The sequence below is a fragment of the Alcanivorax sp. genome, from assembly GCF_017794965.1.
GTDB lineage: Bacteria > Pseudomonadota > Gammaproteobacteria > Pseudomonadales > Alcanivoracaceae > Alcanivorax.
The window spans coordinates 2,896,797-2,918,670 of sequence record NZ_CP051240.1; the positions used below are offsets into that span (position 1 = coordinate 2,896,797).

General features: G+C 56.6%; 18 protein-coding genes, 7 tRNA genes and 3 rRNA genes. 3 read left to right on the forward strand and 25 right to left on the reverse strand.

The features are described 5' to 3' along the window. Positions 1–75 precede the first annotated feature (75 nt). From rplL to HF945_RS12855, 16 genes are all read right to left on the reverse strand, one after another. A complete protein-coding gene (gene rplL / locus HF945_RS12780) occupies positions 76–453 on the reverse strand; it encodes a 50S ribosomal protein L7/L12 (protein ID WP_290522969.1) in 378 nt (125 codons plus the stop codon). A gap of 71 nt (positions 454–524) precedes the next feature. Continuing rightward, entirely contained in the window at positions 525–1,055 is a 531-nt protein-coding gene (gene rplJ / locus HF945_RS12785; RefSeq protein WP_290522970.1) for a 50S ribosomal protein L10, read from the reverse strand. 312 nt (positions 1,056–1,367) lie between these two features. Continuing rightward, positions 1,368–2,063: a 50S ribosomal protein L1 gene (gene rplA / locus HF945_RS12790; protein WP_290522971.1), complete on the reverse strand. Its 696-nt coding sequence runs from the start codon at positions 2,061–2,063 to the stop codon at positions 1,368–1,370. A gap of 3 nt (positions 2,064–2,066) precedes the next feature. Further along, positions 2,067–2,495: a 50S ribosomal protein L11 gene (gene rplK, locus HF945_RS12795; protein WP_022986305.1), complete on the reverse strand. Its 429-nt coding sequence runs from the start codon at positions 2,493–2,495 to the stop codon at positions 2,067–2,069. A 116-nt stretch (positions 2,496–2,611) separates the two neighbouring features. Beyond that, positions 2,612–3,154 carry a transcription termination/antitermination protein NusG gene (gene nusG, locus HF945_RS12800; protein WP_022986306.1) on the reverse strand — a complete coding sequence of 181 codons (543 nt, stop codon included), beginning with the start codon at positions 3,152–3,154 and terminating at the stop codon, positions 2,612–2,614. Positions 3,155–3,163: 9 nt separating this feature from the next. Then, the gene (gene secE / locus HF945_RS12805; protein ID WP_290522972.1) at positions 3,164–3,538 is read right to left on the reverse strand and encodes a preprotein translocase subunit SecE; all 375 of its coding nucleotides are present in this window, start codon (positions 3,536–3,538) and stop codon (positions 3,164–3,166) included. Between the two features lie 43 nt (positions 3,539–3,581). Beyond that, positions 3,582–3,657 (reverse strand) — tRNA-Trp (locus HF945_RS12810). Between the two features lie 69 nt (positions 3,658–3,726). After that, entirely contained in the window at positions 3,727–4,917 is a 1,191-nt protein-coding gene (gene tuf, locus HF945_RS12815; RefSeq protein WP_290522964.1) for an elongation factor Tu, read from the reverse strand. A gap of 154 nt (positions 4,918–5,071) precedes the next feature. Continuing rightward, positions 5,072–5,147 (reverse strand) — tRNA-Thr (locus tag HF945_RS12820). Positions 5,148–5,190: 43 nt separating this feature from the next. Continuing rightward, a tRNA-Gly gene (locus HF945_RS12825) sits at positions 5,191–5,264 on the reverse strand. 61 nt (positions 5,265–5,325) lie between these two features. Further along, a tRNA-Tyr gene (locus HF945_RS12830) sits at positions 5,326–5,409 on the reverse strand. Between the two features lie 76 nt (positions 5,410–5,485). After that, a tRNA-Thr gene (locus tag HF945_RS12835) sits at positions 5,486–5,561 on the reverse strand. 83 nt (positions 5,562–5,644) lie between these two features. Continuing rightward, on the reverse strand, positions 5,645–6,292 hold the full coding sequence (locus tag HF945_RS12840; protein ID WP_290522973.1) for an SPOR domain-containing protein: 648 nt from the start codon (positions 6,290–6,292) through the stop codon (positions 5,645–5,647). A gap of 17 nt (positions 6,293–6,309) precedes the next feature. Next, a complete protein-coding gene (locus HF945_RS12845; RefSeq protein ID WP_290522974.1) occupies positions 6,310–7,044 on the reverse strand; it encodes a type III pantothenate kinase in 735 nt (244 codons plus the stop codon). After that, the gene (locus tag HF945_RS12850) at positions 7,041–8,021 is read right to left on the reverse strand and encodes a biotin--[acetyl-CoA-carboxylase] ligase (RefSeq protein WP_290522975.1); all 981 of its coding nucleotides are present in this window, start codon (positions 8,019–8,021) and stop codon (positions 7,041–7,043) included. The genes HF945_RS12845 and HF945_RS12850 overlap by 4 nt, the downstream gene beginning before the upstream one ends. Then, positions 8,018–9,706: an AMP-binding protein gene (locus HF945_RS12855; protein WP_290522976.1), complete on the reverse strand. Its 1,689-nt coding sequence runs from the start codon at positions 9,704–9,706 to the stop codon at positions 8,018–8,020. The genes HF945_RS12850 and HF945_RS12855 overlap by 4 nt, the downstream gene beginning before the upstream one ends. Positions 9,707–10,395: 689 nt before the next feature. On the opposite strand from HF945_RS12855, the gene HF945_RS12860 reads away from it, so the two are divergent. Then, entirely contained in the window at positions 10,396–10,581 is a 186-nt protein-coding gene (locus HF945_RS12860) for a hypothetical protein (RefSeq protein WP_290522977.1), read from the forward strand. A gap of 174 nt (positions 10,582–10,755) precedes the next feature. Here HF945_RS12860 and rrf read toward each other — a convergent pair. The 6 genes from rrf to tyrS form a co-directional block, all read right to left on the reverse strand. Next, positions 10,756–10,871: ribosomal RNA gene (gene rrf, locus HF945_RS12865) — 5S ribosomal RNA — on the reverse strand. A gap of 190 nt (positions 10,872–11,061) precedes the next feature. Beyond that, positions 11,062–13,950, reverse strand: a 23S ribosomal RNA gene (locus HF945_RS12870). Between the two features lie 272 nt (positions 13,951–14,222). Continuing rightward, positions 14,223–14,298, reverse strand: a tRNA-Ala gene (locus tag HF945_RS12875). Positions 14,299–14,315: 17 nt separating this feature from the next. Further along, a tRNA-Ile gene (locus tag HF945_RS12880) sits at positions 14,316–14,392 on the reverse strand. A gap of 76 nt (positions 14,393–14,468) precedes the next feature. Continuing rightward, positions 14,469–16,009, reverse strand: a 16S ribosomal RNA gene (locus HF945_RS12885). Together the 16S, 23S and 5S rRNA genes with 2 tRNA genes alongside form the textbook arrangement of a ribosomal RNA operon. 321 nt (positions 16,010–16,330) lie before the next feature. Then, positions 16,331–17,530, reverse strand: coding sequence for a tyrosine--tRNA ligase (gene tyrS, locus HF945_RS12890; protein ID WP_290522978.1), 1,200 nt, complete (start codon positions 17,528–17,530; stop codon positions 16,331–16,333). A gap of 185 nt (positions 17,531–17,715) precedes the next feature. On the opposite strand from tyrS, the gene HF945_RS12895 reads away from it, so the two are divergent. Next, positions 17,716–19,038, forward strand: a complete 1,323-nt coding sequence (locus HF945_RS12895; protein WP_290522979.1) for a peptidoglycan DD-metalloendopeptidase family protein — start codon at positions 17,716–17,718, stop codon at positions 19,036–19,038. Further along, positions 19,028–20,116, forward strand: coding sequence for an anhydro-N-acetylmuramic acid kinase (locus tag HF945_RS12900; RefSeq protein ID WP_290522980.1), 1,089 nt, complete (start codon positions 19,028–19,030; stop codon positions 20,114–20,116). The genes HF945_RS12895 and HF945_RS12900 overlap by 11 nt, the downstream gene beginning before the upstream one ends. A 184-nt stretch (positions 20,117–20,300) precedes the next feature. Here HF945_RS12900 and HF945_RS12905 read toward each other — a convergent pair whose 3' ends face one another. From HF945_RS12905 to HF945_RS12915, 3 genes are all read right to left on the reverse strand, one after another. Further along, positions 20,301–20,834: a phosphatase PAP2 family protein gene (locus tag HF945_RS12905; RefSeq protein ID WP_290522981.1), complete on the reverse strand. Its 534-nt coding sequence runs from the start codon at positions 20,832–20,834 to the stop codon at positions 20,301–20,303. Positions 20,835–20,979: 145 nt separating this feature from the next. After that, positions 20,980–21,318 (reverse strand): iron-sulfur cluster insertion protein ErpA, encoded by a 339-nt coding sequence (gene erpA / locus HF945_RS12910; protein WP_290522982.1) that lies wholly within the window; start codon positions 21,316–21,318, stop codon positions 20,980–20,982. 92 nt (positions 21,319–21,410) lie between these two features. Beyond that, a complete protein-coding gene (locus tag HF945_RS12915) occupies positions 21,411–21,872 on the reverse strand; it encodes a polymer-forming cytoskeletal protein (protein WP_290522983.1) in 462 nt (153 codons plus the stop codon). Positions 21,873–21,874 lie beyond the last annotated feature (2 nt).

Consider the following 21,874-nt stretch of genomic DNA (forward strand, 5'->3'; position numbering starts at 1 on the left):
CAAAAGGCTGGCAGCCAAATAGCTGCCAGCCGGCGTCTTTGCGCGCTGGCGCGCAAAGACATAGCGCCAATGCGCTTACTTGAGCTCGGCGGTACCGCCAGCCTCTTCGATCTTTTTCTTGATCTCTTCGGCTTCGTCTTTGGCTGCGCCTTCCTTAACAGGAGCGGGAGCGCCTTCAACCAGCTCTTTGGCTTCTTTCAGACCCAGGCCAGTTACTTCACGTACAGCCTTGATCACGCCAACTTTCTTATCGCCGAAGCCGGTCAGAACTACGTCAAACTCGGTCTTCTCTTCGGCAGCAGCTTCACCACCACCAGCGGCTGCGGGAGCAGCAGCAACAGCAGCAGCGGCAGTTACGCCGAACTTCTCTTCCATGGCCTCGATCAGTTCAACGAGGTCCATAACGCTCATATCGGCGATAGCGCCGAGGATATCTTCTTTGGAAACGGCCATTTTCAATCTCCTGAATCACCCCATCATGGGTGACCTGATTGGATAGGGTAGTGTTTTACGCAGCCTGAATATCAGGCAGCACTCTGTTTCTGGTCCTTGACTGCAGCAACGGTGCGAACAAATTTGCCAGGAACCTCGTTGAGGGTACGAACAAACTTGGCCACCGGGGCCTGCATAACGGACATGAGCTGAGAAATCGCTTCGTCGCGGGTCGGCAACTTGGCCAGGATATCGATATCCTGAGCGCCATAAGTTACACCACCCACAGCCAGAGCTTTTACTTCCAGCGCGTCATTGTCTTTGGCAAAGTCCTTGATGAGTCGAGCAGCAGCGCCCGGATCATCCTGGGAAAAAGCCAAAACAGTGGGGCCAACCAGTGCGTCGTTCAGACACTCGAACTCGGTGTCTTTCACGGCGAACTTCGCCAGCGTGTTCCGTACTACTTTCAGGTACACGCCAGTTTCACGGGCCTTACTCCGCAACTCAGTCATCTGAGAAACAGTGAGACCACGATAGTCAGCAACCACAGCAGACAGCGCTTCGTTAGCAACAGCATTGACCGAAGCAACAATCGCCCGTTTGTCCTCCAGATTCAAAGGCATGCTTACCTCCTGGATTCACAAACATTAACCGTCAAAATCGACTGCAATCTGATTTTGAGGCGGTCGCCAGAGCCGGTTTCCCGGCCATTATCGCGGAGCCACAACCTGATCAAATCAGGATACAACTACCGCGCCTGCGCAGGCGGTTACCCCTTAATCCCGGTGTGTTACTTGCCTCATGAAGGCAGACTCCAATCACAGCCGGAAACCTGCGGTCTTTGACGCCCCGGCACACAGCTGACAACACGGTTATCAGCCTGCAGCCGGAATCAAAGCCCTTTTGGCCCCGCCCGAAGGCGGGCACCGAATTTCTTACATCGCCAGGGAAGAAGGATCGATGGACAGACCCGGACCCATGGTGGTGGACAGGGTTACTTTCTTGAAGTAAGTGCCCTTGGCGGAAGACGGCTTGGCTTTCTTCAGATCAGCCAGCAGCGCTTCCACGTTTTCCTTGATGGCGGTGTTGTCGAAACCTACCTGACCCACGGTGCAGTGGATGATGCCGCCTTTGTCGGTACGGTAACGCACCTGGCCACCCTTGGCGTTTTTAACCGCCTGGGCAACATCAGGAGTCACGGTGCCAACCTTCGGGTTCGGCATCAGGCCACGGGGACCCAGAATGGTGCCGAGCTTACCCACAACGCGCATGGCGTCCGGGGAAGCAATAACGACGTCAAAGTTGATTTCGCCGCCCTGAACCTGCTCGGCCAAGTCGTCAAAGCCAACCACGTCCGCGCCGGCTTCTTTGGCTTCTTCGGCTTTGGCGCCTTGAGCAAAAACAGCAACACGAACGGTCTTGCCAGTACCGTGAGGCAGTACGGAAGCACCACGCACGTTCTGGTCGGATTTACGCGGATCAACACCCAGGTTGACAGCTACATCTACAGACTCTTTGAACTTCACACCGGACAGTTCGGTCAGCAGAGCAACAGCCTCATCTACCTGATACAGTTTGCCGGCTTCTACTTTTTCGCGAATGGCACGCAGACGCTTGGACAGTTTAGCCATTGGTTAACCCTCCACATCCAGGCCCATGGAACGAGCAGAGCCCGCGATAGTGCGCACAGCGGCGTCCAAGTCAGCAGCAGTCAGATCCGGCTCTTTCGCCTTGGCGATCTCTTCCAGCTGAGCACGGGTTACCTTGCCCACTTTCTTGGTGTTCGGCTCACCGGAACCGCTCTTGATCTTGGCAGCCTTCTTCAGCAGGTAAGAAGCCGGCGGCGTCTTCATGGTGAAGGTGAAGGAGCGATCGTTGTAGACGGTGATCACAACAGGAACCGGCGCACCGGCATCCAGCTGCTGAGTCTGGGCGTTGAACGCCTTACAGAACTCCATGATGTTCACACCGTGCTGACCCAGTGCAGGACCAACCGGCGGTGACGGGTTAGCCTGACCAGCTGCTACCTGCAGCTTGATGTAGGCCTGTACTTTCTTCGCCATTTTCAGACTCCTTGGGTGCAAGCGCCTCGCTTAAAGCGGGCTCCCCTCAGGTTGTCAAAACGCCCCGGCCACCAATGGCGACCAGGGCTCCCAAATTCTCTTGCTGGTTTTGGGTATCAGGTCTTTTCGACCTGGCCAAACTCCAGCTCTACCGGTGTGGAACGACCGAAGATCATTACAGCCACCTGCAGACGGCTCTTTTCGTAATTCACTTCTTCGATCACACCGTTGAAATCTGCAAACGGACCGTCGTTGACACGGACCACTTCGCCAGCTTCGAACAGCGTCTTCGGCTTCGGCTTCTCAACGGCGTCATCCATGCGCTGCAGGATGGCATCCGCCTCTTTCTTGGTAATCGGTGAAACACGACCCGGATTCTTCGGATCTTCACCAATAAAGCCCATCACCTTCGGGGTCTCTTTGACCAGGTGCCAGGAGTCATCGCACATCTCCATTTCCACCAGCACATAGCCGGGGAAGAATTTGCGCTCGGACTTGCGCTTCTGGCCACCCTTGATCTCAACCACTTCTTCAGTGGGAACCAGGATGTCACCAAAAAGCTCTTCCATGGAACGCAATTTAACGCGCTCTTCAAGGGCGCGTTTTACGTGCTTCTCGAAACCTGAATAGGCATGTACCACATACCAGCGCTTAGCCATGTAAACCCCTTAACCAATCACCCAAGACATCAGGCCACCCAGAATCCAGTCGAGCACAAACAGCAGCAAGGCCACCAGCACCACAAACACCAGAACAATCAAGGTGGTCTGCAGGGTTTCCTGACGGGTCGGCCAGACAATCTTGCGCAGCTCCACCATGGAATCCTTGCGCAACTGATTGAATGATTTTCCCTGCTCAGTCTGCAGAGCGACAAATACGGCCACCAGCGCCGTCACTACGACGCCAACAACCCGATAAAGGGTAGGCTGATCGGAGAAATAGCTATTACCGACTACTGCGGCAGCCACAAGGGCAACCACCATCAACCACTTCACTGCCTCCAAGGCGGCAGAGCCGGAATGTGCTTCAGTTTTCTCGCTCATCGGACGATGCACCCTACCACCCAAGATTCAGTCTCGGGAAAATTGGCAGGCCAGGAGGGACTCGAACCCCCAACAGCCGGTTTTGGAGACCGGTGCTCTACCAATTGAACTACTGGCCTGTAACTCTTGAAACCTTAAACAAAACAGGGTGGCAGGCATGCCTGCCACCCTCTACACCGGGTAACGAATTACTCGGTGATCTTGGCTACCACGCCAGCGCCAACGGTACGGCCACCTTCGCGGATAGCGAAGCGCAGGCCGTCTTCCATGGCGATCGGAGCGATCAGCTCAACGTCCATCTGAACGTTGTCGCCCGGCATTACCATTTCAGTACCTTCCGGCAGGGTGCAAGCACCGGTGACGTCGGTGGTACGGAAGTAGAACTGCGGACGGTAACCGTTGAAGAACGGGGTGTGACGGCCACCTTCGTCCTTGCTCAGTACGTATACCTCGGCAACGAACTTGGTGTGCGGAGTGATGGAACCGGGCTTCGCCAGGACCTGACCACGCTCTACTTCGTCACGCTTGGTACCACGCAGCAGTACACCAACGTTCTCACCCGCACGGCCTTCGTCCAGCAGCTTGCGGAACATCTCAACACCGGTACAAGTGGTCTTGGTGGTGTCGTGGATACCCACGATCTCGATTTCCTCACCCACCTTGATGATGCCACGCTCTACACGGCCGGTTACTACAGTACCGCGACCAGAGATGGAGAATACGTCTTCGATCGGCATCAGGAACGGCTGGTCTACGGCACGCTCCGGCTCCGGGATGTACTCGTCCAGGCACTCAACCAGCTTCTGCACGGCAGGCATGCCGATGTCGCTGGTGTCGCCTTCCAGCGCTTTCAGGGCAGAACCCTTGATGATCGGGGTGTCGTCGCCCGGGAAGTCGTAGTCGTTCAGCAGCTCGCGGATTTCCATCTCTACCAGCTCGAGCAGCTCTTCATCGTCTACCATGTCCGCTTTGTTCAGGAACACAACGATGTAAGGTACGCCAACCTGACGGGACAGCAGGATGTGCTCGCGGGTCTGCGGCATCGGGCCATCAGCAGCGGAACATACCAGGATCGCGCCGTCCATCTGGGCAGCACCGGTGATCATGTTTTTCACATAATCAGCGTGCCCGGGGCAGTCTACGTGGGCGTAGTGACGAGTCGGGGAATCGTACTCTACGTGAGAGGTAGCGATGGTGATACCACGCTCACGCTCTTCCGGAGCATTGTCGATACCGTCGAAGGCAACGGCAGCGCCGCCCCATACTTCCGCACATACGCGAGTCAGCGCAGCGGTCAGAGTGGTTTTACCATGGTCAACGTGGCCAATGGTGCCTACGTTTACGTGCGGTTTATTACGTTCAAACTTTTCCTTTGCCACGACTCTTCACCTCTCAACTTGGCTGCGCTTTCTCGCCATATGGCGTACATACAACCGAAAAGACACATTAAGGACTGCATTCGACAAACACAGACCGCCTTGGCACCATCAAGACACATGAAGCCGGGCCCAGGATGAACCTGGGCCCGGGAATTGGAGCTCTTGACCGGATTTGAACCGGTGACCTCACCCTTACCAAGGGTGTGCTCTACCTACTGAGCTACAAGAGCATAACCTTCACGCCATCCTGCGATGACCAAACCTTGCCGGAATTGGAGCGGGCAGCGGGAATCGAACCCGCATCATCAGCTTGGAAGGCTGAGGTTCTACCATTGAACTATGCCCGCAAACCTTCCGATGCCTTGCCAGCCTTCCGGCTTGCAGATCGCTAGCGATCTACGTTTTATCTGGTGGAGGGGGGAGGATTCGAACCTCCGAAGCTTTCGCGTCAGATTTACAGTCTGATCCCTTTGGCCACTCGGGAACCCCTCCAGAAAAGGGCCTACATTCTCTTTACGCGTCAACCACTTGTCAACTAGTTTTCAAGCAGTTAGCGACGTTTTTAAGCTGGAGCTGGCGAGAGGAGTCGAACCCCCGACCGGCTGATTACAAATCAGCTGCTCTACCAACTGAGCTACGCCAGCTCACAAGGGTTGCGAATTCTATAGAAAGGATATGAGGGGTGCAATCCAATTAAGCGCCAAACGCCTAATAATTGCGCAAAGCATCACTCACAGGACACGCGATCAAGCTTAAGCGACTGATTAGCCTCAAGAAAAACTTTTACTTCCTGGCGCTCGACCGCTGAATTATCGACCAGGTATGCCCAGTATTCCGTGACAGTCCTTGAGGTTTCCCGCACAAAAGCTGGATAGCCGGCATTTCGCATCTTCACACGCAGCCCCTCGGCAGACTCCGCACTGGAAAAATACCCCAGCGAAATGGCATTAGCATCCTCGCCCTCCTTGACGATAAAGCTGTCTACTCCACGGTCCTGAAGCTCCTGCAGCACCAGCAATGCCTTTTCCCGGTCACCATAAGGAGGCAGATAGACCCAGCTCAACCGGTCCTTCTCCACCGCCAATGACTTGACGCTTGCCCCAATCCCGGCCGCCTTCAGCTGAACCGCACCGGCCCGGGCTGCGTCTTCGCTTTCCCAGGGACCGATAACGGGACACAGCGACCCCGAGGCCACCTGCTGCCGGGTAGAACGGCGCGGCTGGGGCTGCTCGGACAACAGCATCAGGGGCGCTCCGCTGTCCACAGGGGGAAGCTGAAGACCGGTTACCCGGGCGGGCTCGGTCACACTCTTGGTGAATTGGAGCCCCAGGTAGACCAGGTTGATGACAAACAGACTATAAAAAATCCACCGCACGGGTGCGCTCCCCCAGCTTATTCTTTTTCAGCCGCAATGCGTTCAAGACCATCCAGCACCAGATCAGGAACATGCGCATAATCGAACTCAAAGGCATCGATCAGCGCCGGCGCATCACCGCCAGTTATCAATACTTTGCAAGTATCATCAAGCACTTGGCGGAGTTCAAGCACCACCTCCGTGACGAAGGCCACAGACATGCGCAACAATCCATTATGTACGCATTCGCCAGTGCTCTTGCCAAGCTCAAGCCGCGCCGCCCCCGCCTCCACGTGCACATCCGCCGTGTCACGTAGCAAGGCACCTCGCAACATCCCCAGGCCGGGCACAATATAGCCCCCCAGAAAGCGCCCTTCTCGATCCACCGCATCAATGGTCAGCGCACTGCCGCAATCAACAATGATACCTGCGCCGTATTTCTGGAAACACTCCAACATCGCTACCCAACGATCCACGCCCAGCCGGCGCGGCTCGGGATAGCAGCTGGTTATCCCAAAGTCCGATTCACAGGAATAATAGAACTGCGGCTTCACGCCGGTCTTCTGTTCAAGTGCAGCAGCAATCGCCGCATCCGACTCAACACCGGCAACGGACGCGACCCAGACCGCCTCGCAACCCCGCTCCACCCCCTCAATAGCGTTTACCACTTCCACCCAGTGCCGCTCATGGCGACAGCCACCCTGACGGACGGCATCCCCATCGCGAACTCGCCACTTGAGCGCAGTATTCCCCACATCCACAAACAGTTTCATTGAATTCTCAGACTCACTTCACCGCCATATAGCGCTTTCATTCCGTCAGCGGTCTCCAGCTGCAGGGCCCCATCCGGCGAGACGCCCAGCGCCACACCTTCCAACACCTGATCCGCAGACTGGACCTTTACGGTTTTTCCTGCCACCTGATCGTAACGTTCATAGCGAGACACCAACGGCGCAAAGCCCTGAGAGGAGAAATCTGCCAGCATCACAAGGAGGTGCTCCAGTACTTTGGCCACCACCTCGGTGCGGGCAGGCAAATCCCCGATTTCGCTGGCAAGATCCGTCCAACGCTGATCAATACCTTGTGCCTGGGCGGCGGTCATCCTGCCGTTGAGGCCAACTCCAACAACCACATCCACTCGTCCTTCCATTTCTCCTGCCAACTCAATCAGCACCCCTCCCAGTTTGGCGCCATTGACCAGCAGATCATTGGGCCACTTGAGCCCCACCGCTAACTCAGGGCACAAAGCGGTGAGGGCATCAGCCACAGCAACACCCACTGCCAGACTCAGCCCCCCCAGCGCGGCAAAACCACCCTGAATAGGATAGCGAATGGATAGGTAGTGATTGGCCGCAAACGGCGACTGCCACTGGCGACCACGGCGTCCGCGTCCCGCCATCTGGCACTCAGCCAGGAAGACCGCAGGCCTTGCTGCCAGCCCGCCGACTGCAAGGGCATCCGCATTGGTGGAGTCGGTAATCAGAGAGTAGTGTAGATCGACGGGGCAAACCGTCCGGGACAGATAATGCTGAAGAAACTCAGGGTCGAGCAATTCCACAGGCTGCGCCAGCCTGTAGCCCTTGCCTTTTACGGATTCGAGGGCCAGCCCGAAGTCGCTGAGTCGCTGCGCCCTTTTCCAGACTGCGGCGCGCGAAATCCCCAACAGCTCTCCGAGCTGGGATCCTGATCGAAACTGGCCATCGGCCAGCAGGCGGATCAATTGCTGATCCGCCTCCTTGAGCGTACTCAAGCTTCCCAAACCACCCCTTTGGTCTTCGACCACTGCTTGATGCCTTCAGCGTAATGCTCTTCGATCACATTGCGCTTCAGTTTCAGGGTCGGGGTGATCATGCTGTTCTCAACCGTCCAGGCGTCCTTGCACACCACAAAGGTGGTCATACGCTCATGGGGGTCGATCTGGTCATTAACATGCTTGAGATGCTTTTCCAGCTCTTGGGTAAAGTGCTCTTTCTCGGAACCAGATGACAGGCGATCCTGCTCTTCAGGGGTAAGGTTCAACAGTGCGATCGGCTGCCCCATCCCTTCACCAATAACACAGGCCAGTTCCAGACCCGGCAGAGTAGCAATGCGGTTCTCAATGGGAACCGGCGCCACATATTTGCCTTTCTCAGTCTTGAAGATTTCCTTCACGCGGCCGGTAATCTTCAGGCGGCCCTTGCTGTCGATCTCGCCCTTGTCACCGGTGTGCAGCCAGCCATCATCGGTCAGGTCTTCGGCAGTCTTTTCAGGCATTTTGTAGTAGCCCTTCATATTACCGAGGCTGCGAACCATGATTTCGCCATTCTCAGCGATACGGCACTCAACGCCGTCATTGGGCGTACCCACCCAACCGATCATCTGATCACCCACTTCTGTGGTGTGGGACCAGGCCAGGTTTTCCGTCATGCCGTACACTTCCAGGATTTCCAGACCCAGCTTCTTGAACCAGGTGATGATCTCAGGTGACAGCGCAGCCGCACCAGACAGCGCGATCCGGCACTCATCCAGCCCCATGGCACCCAGCACCTTTTTCTTGATCACCTTGTTCAGGAACGGGATCTTCAGCAGGGTATTGAGCTTCTTCGGCGGTACCGCTTCAGAGGCTTTCTGGTAGAACTTGGACCAGATTCGGGGCACCGCAAAAAATACGGTGGGCTGGGCACGCTTGATATCGTCACCGAAAGTATCCAGGGATTCAGCAAAAAACACCTTGTTACCCACATAGAGCTGGGCAATTTCAACCGCCAGACGCTCGGCGACGTGAGACAGTGGCAGGTAGGAGATCATCCGCTCATTGGGCTGCAGGTCGTAGACCTTGATCATCTTGCTGCCAATGGAGGACAGACCCTGGAAGTCGTGCATCACCCCTTTCGGCATGCCAGTGGTGCCGGAAGTGTATACGATGGTGGCCAGATCGGCAGGCTCCGGGGAGAAGACTTCTTCAATGGGCGCAGTCTTGGCAACAATGTCAGACCACACCGGGAAGTCATTTTTCGCGTCTTCCGGCGCCAGAGAAAAGGCGATCTGCTTGACGCCGTCCGGCACACCGTCCTTCATCATGCCCCAGTCATCCAACTTGCCTACAAACAGCATCTTGGATTCACTGTGCTCCATGATCAGGCGTACAGTGTCGGCTACCAGCGTCGGGTAGAGAGGTACACTGACACCACCCGCAATCCAGATTGCCAGGTCAGCCATGATCCACTCTGCGCAGTTCTTGGACACGAGAGCAATGTGGTCGCCTTTCTGCATACCCTGCGACTGCAGGTAGGCAGCCATCTTTCGGGCTTCCAGGTCAATGTCCTTCCAGGTGTATTCACGAACCTGGCCACCGCCCAGCGGCTGCACAAATGCAACAGCATCACCCTGCTGCTCAACTCGCTGCTGAAGTGCCTGCAAGGGGGTCAGTGCATTGGCATTGTTATCTGTTGTCATAATCCAGAACCTTTTCCCAAATCCAAACAATCGAGACAGCATCCCCATCTGGGAAGCCGGTGCAGGCCAACCCTGCAAAACGTCAAGGCCGCAGTCAGTGCGCCTTGCCAAATCCTGATCTGTTGCGCTCCCGATAGCCCTGCCGGAGCATTCCCGGCACACAGCTGAAAATCACGCCCAACCTTACCACTTTCCAGAACCGCAATGCAGACCTCGGCGCGGAAAATTCGCGCCGTACGGAATTATCAATGAAGGTAGATGAGAAGAGGATAGAGGGCGCCTACGCCTTGATAAAGGGGAGAAGCGTTTATTATTTGTCATTCCCGGATATGAATAAAATTCATAGTACGAGACAGAAAGAAATGGAAATGCGCAGCCTCGAAAACTGACAGTGCAAACGGGAGAGTCGGGGGCCCTGCATTCCCGGGGCAGAGATGATCTGAATTCCCAGGCCATCGAATGCCGAGCTGGCAGGCGCGGAGCCTTGAATGGGCAGGAGATCGCTACACGGCGCGAGCTTCCTGCTGCCGATATGCAGGCCTCAGGTAGCCGGCCCTGAAGCGGCTGGTAGCCACGTCCTTCTCCGAAGGAGCCGGGCTGCAGGCGCTGGATTGGGTCTGCGCCTGCTCGACATTGAGCACGTGTTGTAGCGCCAGGTGCCGGATGGATCCCCACGGCAGTGTGGGAGCGTGCCTGCACGCGATGGCTTGGGTGAAGATCGCCTGCAGGCAGGCTTGTATGGCGGGGGCGGTGTTGGTGTTGGTGTTGGTGTTGCGTCTGGCGTCTGGCGTCTGGCGTCTGGCGTCTGGCGTCTGGCGTCTGGCGTCTGGCGTCTGGCGTCTGGCGTCTGGCGGGATGATGACCTACTTGTGTGACGAGGCAAGCTCGTCATCCCTGCGGGACGCCTGCGGCGCCTCACCCTGGCACCTGCGGTGCATCGCTTGTCACATGGCGACTTCGTCGCGAGGTAGGGAGAGGAGTTCACCGTATCCTAAATACAAAAAGGCCCCCTAACAAAAACACGTTAGGGGGCCTTTTTCTATTTAAGAGCCTGACGATGACCTACTCTCACATGGGGAAGCCCCACACTACCATCGGCGATATGTCGTTTCACTTCTGAGTTCGGCAAGGGATCAGGTGGTTCCAACACTCTATTGTCGTCAGGCAAACTGGTTTGGTTTTCCTGAACGCTCTCAGGAGGACCAAATAAGTTGCCTTACCGGTCGACGACTCGACTGACCGGCAAAGCCAAATTGGGAACGAGAAATTTGCTATTCACTGTAGCAAGCTGACTTCTGACACACTGTCTTTACGCTGTCCTGTGGCCTGGAGCCAAGGGACTGCTTTGGTGTTATATAGTCAAGCCTCACGGGCAATTAGTACGGGTTAGCTTCACGCCTTACAACGCTTCCACACCCCGCCTATCAACGTTGTGGTCTTCAACGGCCCTTCAGGGGAATCAAGTTCCCAGGGAGATCTCATCTTGAGGGAGGCTTCCCGCTTAGATGCTTTCAGCGGTTATCCCGTCCGAACTTAGCTACCCGGCAATGCCACTGGCGTGACAACCGGAACACCAGAGGTTCGTCCACTCCGGTCCTCTCGTACTAGGAGCAGCTCCTCTCAAATCTCCAACGCCCACGGCAGATAGGGACCGAACTGTCTCACGACGTTCTAAACCCAGCTCGCGTACCTCTTTAAATGGCGAACAGCCATACCCTTGGGACCGGCTTCAGCCCCAGGATGAGATGAGCCGACATCGAGGTGCCAAACACCGCCGTCGATATGAACTCTTGGGCGGTATCAGCCTGTTATCCCCGGAGTACCTTTTATCCGTTGAGCGATGGCCCTTCCATACAGAACCACCGGATCACTAAGACCTGCTTTCGCACCTGCTCGACTTGTAGGTCTCGCAGTCAAGCACCCTTCTACCTTTACGCTCGTTGCACGATGTCCGACCGTGCTGAGGGTACCTTTGTGCTCCTCCGTTACTCTTTGGGAGGAGACCGCCCCAGTCAAACTACCCACCACACAATGTCCCCGACCCGGATAACGGGCCTGGGTTAGAACCTCAAACATGCCAGGCTGGTATTTCAAGGACGACTCCACAATGACTGGCGTCACTGCTTCAAAGTCTCCCAGCTATCCTACACAAGCAGGCTCAAAGTCCACTGTGAAGCTGTAGTAAAGGTTCACGGGGTCTTTCCGTCTAGCCGCGGGTACACAGCATCTTCACTGCGATTTCGATTTCACTGAGTCTCGGGTGGAGACAGCGCCCCCATCATTACGCCATTCGTGCAGGTCGGAACTTACCCGACAAGGAATTTCGCTACCTTAGGACCGTTATAGTTACGGCCGCCGTTTACCGGGGCTTCGATCAAGAGCTTCGCCGAAGCTAACCCCATCAATTAACCTTCCGGCACCGGGCAGGCGTCACACCCTATACGTCCGCTTACGCGTTTGCAGAGTGCTGTGTTTTTAATAAACAGTTGCAGGGGCCTTTTCACTGCGACCGCCGATAGCTTAGGGAGTAAATCCCATCACCGTCAGCGGCGTACCTTCTCCCGAAGTTACGGTACAATTTTGCCTAGTTCCTTCACCCGAGTTCTCTCAAGCGCCTTAGAATACTCATCCCAACCACCTGTGTCGGTTTGGGGTACGGTTCCTTATAACCTGAAGCTTAGAAGATTTTCCTGGAAGCATGGCATCAACCACTTCCCGGTCACAAAGGACCAGTGGTCTCGACTCTCAGCCTTAAGGTGCCGGATTTGCCTAACACCTCAGCCTACAGCCTTTCCCCGGGACAACCAACGCCCGGTAGGCATAGCCTTCTCCGTCTCTCCATCGCAGTTATAAGAAGTACAGGAATATTAACCTGTTTCCCATCAGCTACGCATTTCTGCCTCGCCTTAGGGGCCGACTCACCCTGCGCCGATTAGCGTTGCGCAGGAAACCTTGGTCTTTCGGCGTGGAAGTTTTTCACTCCCATTATCGTTACTCACGTCAGCATTCGCACTTGTGATACCTCCAGCATGCTTCTCAACACACCTTCACAGGCTTACACAACGCTCCCCTACCCAGTGACAAAGTCACTGCCGCAGCTTCGGTATCCAGTTTTAGCCCCGTTACATCTTCCGCGCAGGCCGACTCGACTAGTGAGCTATTACGCTTTCTTTAAAGGGTGGCTGCTTCTAAGCCAACCTCCTAGCTGTCTGAGCCTTCCCACATCGTTTCCCACTTAACTGGAATTTGGGGACCTTAGCTGGCGGTCTGGGTTGTTTCCCTCTCCACGACGGACGTTAGCACCCGCCGTGTGTCTCCCGGATAGTACTCACTGGTATTCGGAGTTTGCATCGGTTTGGTAAGTCGGGATGACCCCCTAGCCGAAACAGTGCTCTACCCCCAGTGGTATTCGTCCGAGGCGCTACCTAAATAGCTTTCGGGGAGAACCAGCTATCTCCGAGCTTGATTAGCCTTTCACTCCGATCCACAGGTCATCCGCTAACTTTTCAACGGTAGTCGGTTCGGTCCTCCAATGCGTGTTACCGCATCTTCAACCTGCCCATGGATAGATCGCCCGGTTTCGGGTCTAATCCCAGCAACTCAACGCCCTATTAAGACTCGGTTTCCCTACGGCTCCCCTAAACGGTTAACCTCGCTACTGAAATTAAGTCGCTGACCCATTATACAAAAGGTACGCCGTCACCCTACAAGAGGGCTCCGACTGCTTGTACGTACACGGTTTCAGGTTCTATTTCACTCCCCTCTCCGGGGTTCTTTTCGCCTTTCCCTCACGGTACTGGTTCACTATCGGTCAGCCAGGAGTATTTAGCCTTGGAGGATGGTCCCCCCACATTCAGTCAAAGTTTCACGTGCTCCGACCTACTCGATTTCACTTGATCAGATTTTCGGATACGGGGCTATCACCCACTATGGCCGGCCTTCCCAGACCGTTCTCCTAATCATTCACAAGCTTAAGGGCTAATCCGCGTTCGCTCGCCGCTACTGACGGAATCTCAATTGATTTCTGTTCCTAAGGGTACTTAGATGTTTCAGTTCCCCTCGTTCGCTTCACATACCTATGGATTCAGTATGTGATACCTGCCTTATGACAGGTGGGTTTCCCCATTCGGAAATCTCCGGATCAAAGTCTGTTTGCCGACTCCCCGAAGCTTATCGCAGGCTACAACGTCCTTCATCGCCTCTGGCTGCCAAGGCATCCACCGTGTACGCTTAATCACTTGACTATATAACCCAAAACAGTCACTTCCGATTTGCCTTTCGACAAACCCTCCATCACCGCCCAGGTCATTCATCGTGATAACGATTCACCATAAAGACACAAGTGTCAGAAAGTCTCTAACGCTTGCATTCTCAATGAATACTTGGACTTCTCATTTCCCAAATTGTTAAAGAGCAAACCGCATCATAAAGATCACGGATACTGACCCAAAAAGTCAGAAGCAAGCAAAACAATGCTTGATTCTGACTTCTTCAACTCTTCTACCTTTGTCAGCATTGGTGGAGCCTAGCGGGATCGAACCGCTGACCTCCTGCGTGCAAGGCAGGCGCTCTCCCAGCTGAGCTAAGGCCCCATTTTTCATGCTGAAAATGGTAGGTCTGGGCAGATTTGAACTGCCGACCTCACCCTTATCAGGGGTGCGCTCTAACCAACTGAGCTACAGACCTATGAAAAGCGTCTACACCCTTTAATTACCAGACAAGCAAACGTGTGGGCCCTGAACAGGACAGAGATCTTTGTCGTTAAGGAGGTGATCCAGCCGCAGGTTCCCCTACGGCTACCTTGTTACGACTTCACCCCAGTCATGAACCACACCGTGGTAATCGTCCTCCCGAAGGTTAGACTAACTACTTCTGGTGCAATCCACTCCCATGGTGTGACGGGCGGTGTGTACAAGGCCCGGGAACGTATTCACCGTGGCATTCTGATCCACGATTACTAGCGATTCCGACTTCATGGAGTCGAGTTGCAGACTCCAATCCGGACTACGAACGGTTTTAAGGGATTTGCTTGGCCTCGCGACTTCGCTGCCCTCTGTACCGCCCATTGTAGCACGTGTGTAGCCCAGGCCGTAAGGGCCATGATGACTTGACGTCGTCCCCACCTTCCTCCGGTTTGTCACCGGCAGTCTCCCTAGAGTTCCCACCCGAAGTGCTGGCAACTAAGGACAAGGGTTGCGCTCGTTACGGGACTTAACCCAACATCTCACGACACGAGCTGACGACAGCCATGCAGCACCTGTCACTGCGTTCCCGAAGGCACCAATCTATCTCTAGAAAGTTCGCAGGATGTCAAGGCCTGGTAAGGTTCTTCGCGTTGCATCGAATTAAACCACATGCTCCACCGCTTGTGCGGGCCCCCGTCAATTCATTTGAGTTTTAACCTTGCGGCCGTACTCCCCAGGCGGTCTACTTATCGCGTTAACTTCGTCACCAAGAATACTAAGATCCCCAACGACTAGTAGACATCGTTTACGGCGTGGACTACCAGGGTATCTAATCCTGTTTGCTCCCCACGCTTTCGCACCTCAGCGTCAGTGTCAGTCCAGGAGGCCGCCTTCGCCACTGGTGTTCCTTCCGATCTCTACGCATTTCACCGCTACACCGGAAATTCCACCTCCCTCTACTGCACTCTAGCCTGCCAGTTTCAAATGCAGTTCCCAGGTTGAGCCCGGGGCTTTCACATCTGACTTAACAAACCGCCTACGCGCGCTTTACGCCCAGTAATTCCGATTAACGCTCGCACCTTTCGTATTACCGCGGCTGCTGGCACGAAATTAGCCGGTGCTTCTTCTGCAGGTAACGTCAAGTACTCACCGGTATTAACAGTAAGCCTTCCTCCCTGCTGAAAGTGCTTTACAACCCTAGGGCCTTCTTCACACACGCGGCATGGCTGGATCAGGGTTGCCCCCATTGTCCAAGATTCCCCACTGCTGCCTCCCGTAGGAGTCCGGGCCGTGTCTCAGTCCCGGTGTGGCTGATCATCCTCTCAGACCAGCTACGGATCGTCGCCTTGGTAGGCTTTTACCCCACCAACTAGCTAATCCGACGCGAGCTCATCCATCTGCACAAGGCCCGAAGGTCCCCTGCTTTCCCCCGTAGGGATTATGCGGTATTAGCTCGAGTTTCCCCGAGTTATCCCCCACAAATGGGCAGATTCTCACGCGTTACTCACCCGTCCGCCGCTCGACGCCTGGGTGCAAGCACCCATCGTTTCCGCTCGACTTGCATGTGTTAGGCCTGCCGCCAGCGTTCAATCTGAGCCATGATCAAACTCTTCAGTTAAGAAAAGCGTTTAAAGTGGCCTCCCAAAGAGAGGAGCACTTAATGCATGCTCAGTTCGTCATCTGAATTAACAAAAACTTTGTTGACTCGTTCAGAACTGAAATCTTTTAAAGATCTCGTCCTGAACAGGTCCCACACGTTTGCTTGCCTGATTGTTAAAGAGCGTCTCGTCCGGCGCCGCGCTTTGCGTTGTTGCCCCGTCGAGGAGTGCGCATTCTAGAGATTTCCGGAGAACCGTCAACACCTTTTTCGCACTTTTCTCAAAAAACCTTCCGGACGTTCACTTTCTGGCCAAAAAGCCCCCTGCGGGGCCTTTTCTGGTTACTTGATGATCACTTTGGCGATCTTTTTCTTGCCCGCCTGGATCACATGGCTGTCGCCGGACTGGAAAGTGCGCTCCTCGGAGAGCTGCGCACCGTCCAGGTAGACCGCACCACGGGCAAATACATCCTTGGCTGCCTTGCCATTCTGAGCCAGACCGGCCTCACGCAGCAGCGGCACAATATGAATATCCGGCTGGCCGCCCAGCTCCACCACGACTTCCGGCACATTGTCCGGGATCTCACCCAAGGCAATCTGATTACCGGCAGATTTGGGCGCCGCCTCAGCCGCTTCAGCACCATGGAAACGGGTCACCATCTCCACCGCGAAGCGCTTCTTGGCCTCCTGGGGAGTGCCCAGTTCGTCAGCCTCGGCCTTGATCGCCTCCAGCTCCTCATTGGAACAGGCACTGAGCAGTTCATAGTAACGCCAGGTCAGGGCATCGGGAAGCGATAGCAATTTTCTGTACATTTCACCGGGCGCATCATTCACACCCACATAGTTACCCAGTGACTTGGACATCTTCTGGACGCCATCCAGCCCTTCCAGAATCGGCATGGTCAGGCAGATCTGGGGCGCCTGGCCGTGGGACTTCTGCAAAGAGCGCCCCATCAGCAGGTTGAATTTCTGGTCGGTACCGCCCAGCTCCACGTCCGCCTCCAGCGCCACGGAATCGTAGCCCTGCACCAGCGGATAGAGGAACTCATGAATAGCGATGGGCTGATTGCCCTTGTAGCGTTTGTCGAAGTCATCCCGCTCCAGCATCCGCGCCACCGTGTACTGGCCAGCCAGCTTGATCATGCCGGCAGCGCCTATCTCGTTCATCCAGCTGGAATTGAATACCACCCGGGTCTTCGCTGGATCCAGGATCTTGAACACCTGCTCTTTATAGGTCTCGGCGTTGCGCAGCACATCCTCCTGACTCAGGGGCGGACGGGTCGCACTCTTGCCGGTGGGGTCACCAATCATCCCGGTGAAGTCACCGATCAGAAAGATCACTTCGTGGCCCAGCTCCTGAAACTGGCGCAGCTTGTTGATCAGCACAGTGTGCCCGAGATGCAGATCCGGCGCGGTGGGATCGAACCCCGCCTTGACGCGCAGAGGGCGTCCTGAGGCCAGCTTTTCCCGTAATTCGTCTTCCTGGATGATTTCATCCGCACCCCGGGAAATCAGTGCCCATTGTTCGTCCACCGTGGCCATGCCTACCTCTGCTGTTCTGCGGCTGTCTGTATGTTTTACCCGTATCGGGAGCCGACGCCCCCCGCGAAAGCGCGGTATTGTAGCACTTGAACGCGGCCAGAGAAGGCGGGTATCTTTGCAGGTCTGTTTTTCGTTGTGTCTTTGTAGCCGACACGCATGTCACCCAACCAGATTCCGCGATTTCCATGAAACAATTCTTCTCTGCTGTCGGCAGACTGGTGCGCCAGTTTCCCCGCACCCATTTACTGCTGGCCATGGTGCTTCTCGGTGGCGTCATCATTATCGCCCTTCAACCGGAATCCACACCGGTAACCGAGCGCACCGCCAAGACCATCGAGCTTCCGGCGCGCACCGCGCCCGTAGTCAAACCCGTCGAGCAACCCGCCCTCCCCCAAGGGCCGGAGTGGCAGACCCTCACGGTGAAATCCGGCGACAGCCTGTCCTCCCTGCTCCAGCCGCTGGGCGTGGGCGCCGGCCAGGTCTATGCCCTGATCAACAGTGACGAAAAGTTGGCACAGCTCACCAAGCTGCGCCCGGGAGAGCAGCTGGAGGTACTGGTCAATGACGACAACGCCCTGCGTGGCGTTCGCTACAACCCCTCCCGGGTGGAAACCCTCACCGCCCGGCTGACCGGCGCCGGCTGGACCGCCCGCCTGAGCCAGCGCGAGTACCAGAAACAGACCCGCTACGCCCAGGCTGAAATCACCGACTCACTGTTTCTTGCTGGCGCTGCCGCCGGCATCAGCGACCGGCTCACCATGCAGCTTGCAGAGCTGTTTGCCTGGGATATCGACTTCGTGCTGGATATCCGCAAAGGCGACAAGTTCCGGGTGCTATATGAAGAGCTTTATCTGGACGGTGAAAAGGTCGGTGAAGGCGACATTCTCATGGCCGAGTTCTGGAACCAGGACCGCCATCTTTCCGCCTTCCGCTATGAGACCCTGTCCGGCGATGTGGAATACCTGGATATCAAGGGGGACTCCATGCGCAAGGAGTTCATCCGCACACCGGTAGCCTTCGCCCGGGTCAGCTCACGGTTCAACCTGAGCCGCAAGCATCCGGTTCTCAACCGTATTCGTGCGCACAAGGGTACTGACTACGCCGCCCCCGCCGGCACCCCGATTCGCGCTGCCGGTGACGGCAAGGTGATCTTCGCCGGGGTCAAGGGGGGCTATGGCAACGTGATCATCCTCAAGCACGGGCAGATCTACACCACCCTGTATGCGCACATGCGCAGTTTCGCCAAGGGGATCCGCGTAGGCAAACGGGTCAAGCAGTCACAGACCATCGGTTATGTGGGCTCCTCCGGTCTTGCCACCGGCCCCCACCTGCACTACGAATTTCGCATCAACGGCGTGCACCGCAACCCCCAGACCGTGCCGCTGCCCAAGGCCCGTGGCATCAATGACAATGAGCGCGCGGAATTCCTGATTGCCGCCAACCGGCTAAAGGCACAGATGACCCTGTTTGCCGAAGCCGCCACCCTGGCCAGCAGCGATGTCTTCTGAGCTGTATATCGGGCTGATGACCGGCACCAGCGTGGATGGCATCGACGCGGTGCTGGCACAAATCGACGATCAACACGTCTCCCTGCTTGCCTGCCACAGCCACCCCCTTGATGACGACCTGGCCAGGGACATCCTGACCCTGTGTCAGCCAGGCGAAGGCGAGCTGGATGCGGCCGGGCGGGTCAGCCGCCGTTTGGGCCGGGCGTATGGGCAAGCCTGCGAGGCACTACTGAAGCACGCCGACGTTGAAGCCAACCGGGTGACCGCCATTGGCTGCCATGGCCAGACCGTACGTCACCGCCCCGGCAAGGACGGCTTCAGCGTACAGCTGGGCTGCCCGGACACCCTGGCATGCGCCACCGGTATTGCGGTGGTGAGCAATTTCCGCAACAAGGACATGGTGCTGGGGGGCCAGGGAGCACCGCTGGTGCCGCCTTTCCACTGCCGATTGTTCGCTGGCGACGATGAGCGACGGGCGGTGGTCAATATTGGCGGCATGGCCAACGCCACCCTGCTGGACGGCAACACCCTGATGGGCGGGTTCGATACCGGCCCGGGCAACGTGCTATTGGATCTCTGGATTCGCCTGCATAACGGGGCTGAATTCGATGCGGATGGCGCCTGGGCCGCCAGTGGCAAGGTGAACAAGGCGCTGCTAAAGCGGATGCTGCGTGATCCCTATTTCCAGCAGCCCCCACCGAAAAGCACCGGCCGGGAGCACTTCAACCGTCAGTGGCTTACTTCCCACCTCGCGAATGAACTACCCGCCGAAGACCTGCAGGCAACCCTGGCAGAACTGACCGCCCGCAGTATCACCGACAGCCTCTCCGACTTTTCCCCCCAGCGCCTGCTGGTGTGTGGCGGCGGCGCCCACAACCATCACCTGATTCAACGCTTGCAGGCATGCAGCGGTGTGCCGGTTTCCAGTACAGAGGAGGCGGGTATGCACCCGGACTGGGTGGAAGCAGCCGCCTTTGCCTGGCTGGCCTGGGCCCGCTGGCATGGACAGCCGGGGAATGCACCCGTGGTCACCGGCGCATCAAGGGAAGCGATTCTGGGACAGATCACCCTGCCGTAAGAGCAGCTGCGAGCTATGAGCTGGGAGCCACCAGGCGCGAACCAAGGGTTGCGCCAACTGGCAAACTCCCGAGCCGCGCTTTTGCGCAGCTTTAGCATCGCGCGGACGCTGCGCGCAGCAACGAATCTTGTTCCGGCTTTTCCTGCACCTCGTAGCTCACAGCTCGTGGCTCGTAGCTGGCCCCTCAAACCAGCCAGAACCCGATCATGGCGCAGCTGACGCCCAGGGTCGCGCCGGCCAGAATGTCCGAAGGGTAGTGCACGCCCAGCAGCACCCGGGACAAGCCCACCATCACCGCCAGCCCCACAGCCAGGGCCATCACCTGCGGATAGAAGACCGACAACAGGGACGCCATCACGAAGGCCGCAGCGGTGTGGCCGGAAGGAAAGCTGAACCGGTCCGCCGGTTGGATGAAGGCGGACAGGCTTTCCAGCGCATCGGCCGGTCGCGGCCTCTGAATAAGATGCTTGAGGCCCACAAACAGCGGCACCTCCAGCGCATAAGCGGCCATGGCCGTGAGTGCAAAGACACTGCCACCTTCCTTGTCGAACCACCAGATCAACAGTGTCAGGGCCACATAGAAGGGCCCGTCACCCAGTCGGGACACCTGACGGGCCATACGGGCACGGCGGGCAGCCTGGGGCTGCTGAAGCAACCAGCACATGGCCCGGGTATCTGCGGCGGTCATTCTCTGAAATGTCGGTCGTGTCGTCATCATGGGTTTAGTGTCCACCCTGAAAACGACGAAATGTTGATCGATTGATGAAGGTTATATGACAGCAGGCCACGCATGCCAGACGCAGGACGCCTGAAGCCGGACGCTTAAGAAAAAACCGGAAGGCAACCCTGAACGAGAGAGGGAATCAGACCGAGAAGGAGGAGCCGCAGCCGCAGGTGGTTGCAGCGTTGGGGTTGCTGACCACAAAGCGGGAGCCCATCAAGCCTTGCTCGTAATCCACCTGGGAGCCGTCCAGGTACTGGATACTCATGGCATCCACCAGCAAGGTGACACCGTCTTTCTCGACAATGGTGTCATCGTCATTCACCGCTTCATCGAAGGTGAAGCCGTAGGAAAAACCGGCACAGCCGCCCCCGGTGATATACACCCGCAGCTTGAGCTCAGGATTACCTTCGTCGTCGCGCAGCTCCTTGACCTTGGCGGCGGCGGCGTCAGTGAAAGAGATGGGGGTTTGTTCGGTCATACGCTCGCTGATGCTGTAAAGACAGAAAACCCGCTGCCTTTTCAGTGCAGCGGGTTCACTATGTTCCAGTACCCGACTAAATCAGTCAAGAATTATTCGGCTGCCGGCTGCTTATCCGCCTCGGCCTTTTCAGTCTTCTTGTCCTTGTCCGGCGCAGGCAGGTTACGGCGCTCATCATCCAGACGCACCAGCTTGCCGTTCACCCGAGCCCCCATCACCATCTCGATCATCTGATAGTAAACGTTGCCTTCCACGGAAGCCTTCTCGGCCAGCTCCAGGTTTTCACTGGCGTGCACATCACCTTCCACACGCCCGTTGATCACCACCTGGGGCACCTGAATCTCCCCTTTGACCACACCGGACTCACCAATGATCAGGCGGCCACCGTCCTTACCCACACTGATATTGCCTTCCACCGTGCCCTGGACATGCAGGCCGCCGCTAAACTCGACATCCCCACTCACCTTCGCGCTGGGGGCGATCAGGGTATGGTTCCGGTAATCCTGGGTCGCAGCGTTGTTATGGGCTGCATTTTTCTTGTCTCGGCCTAGCACAG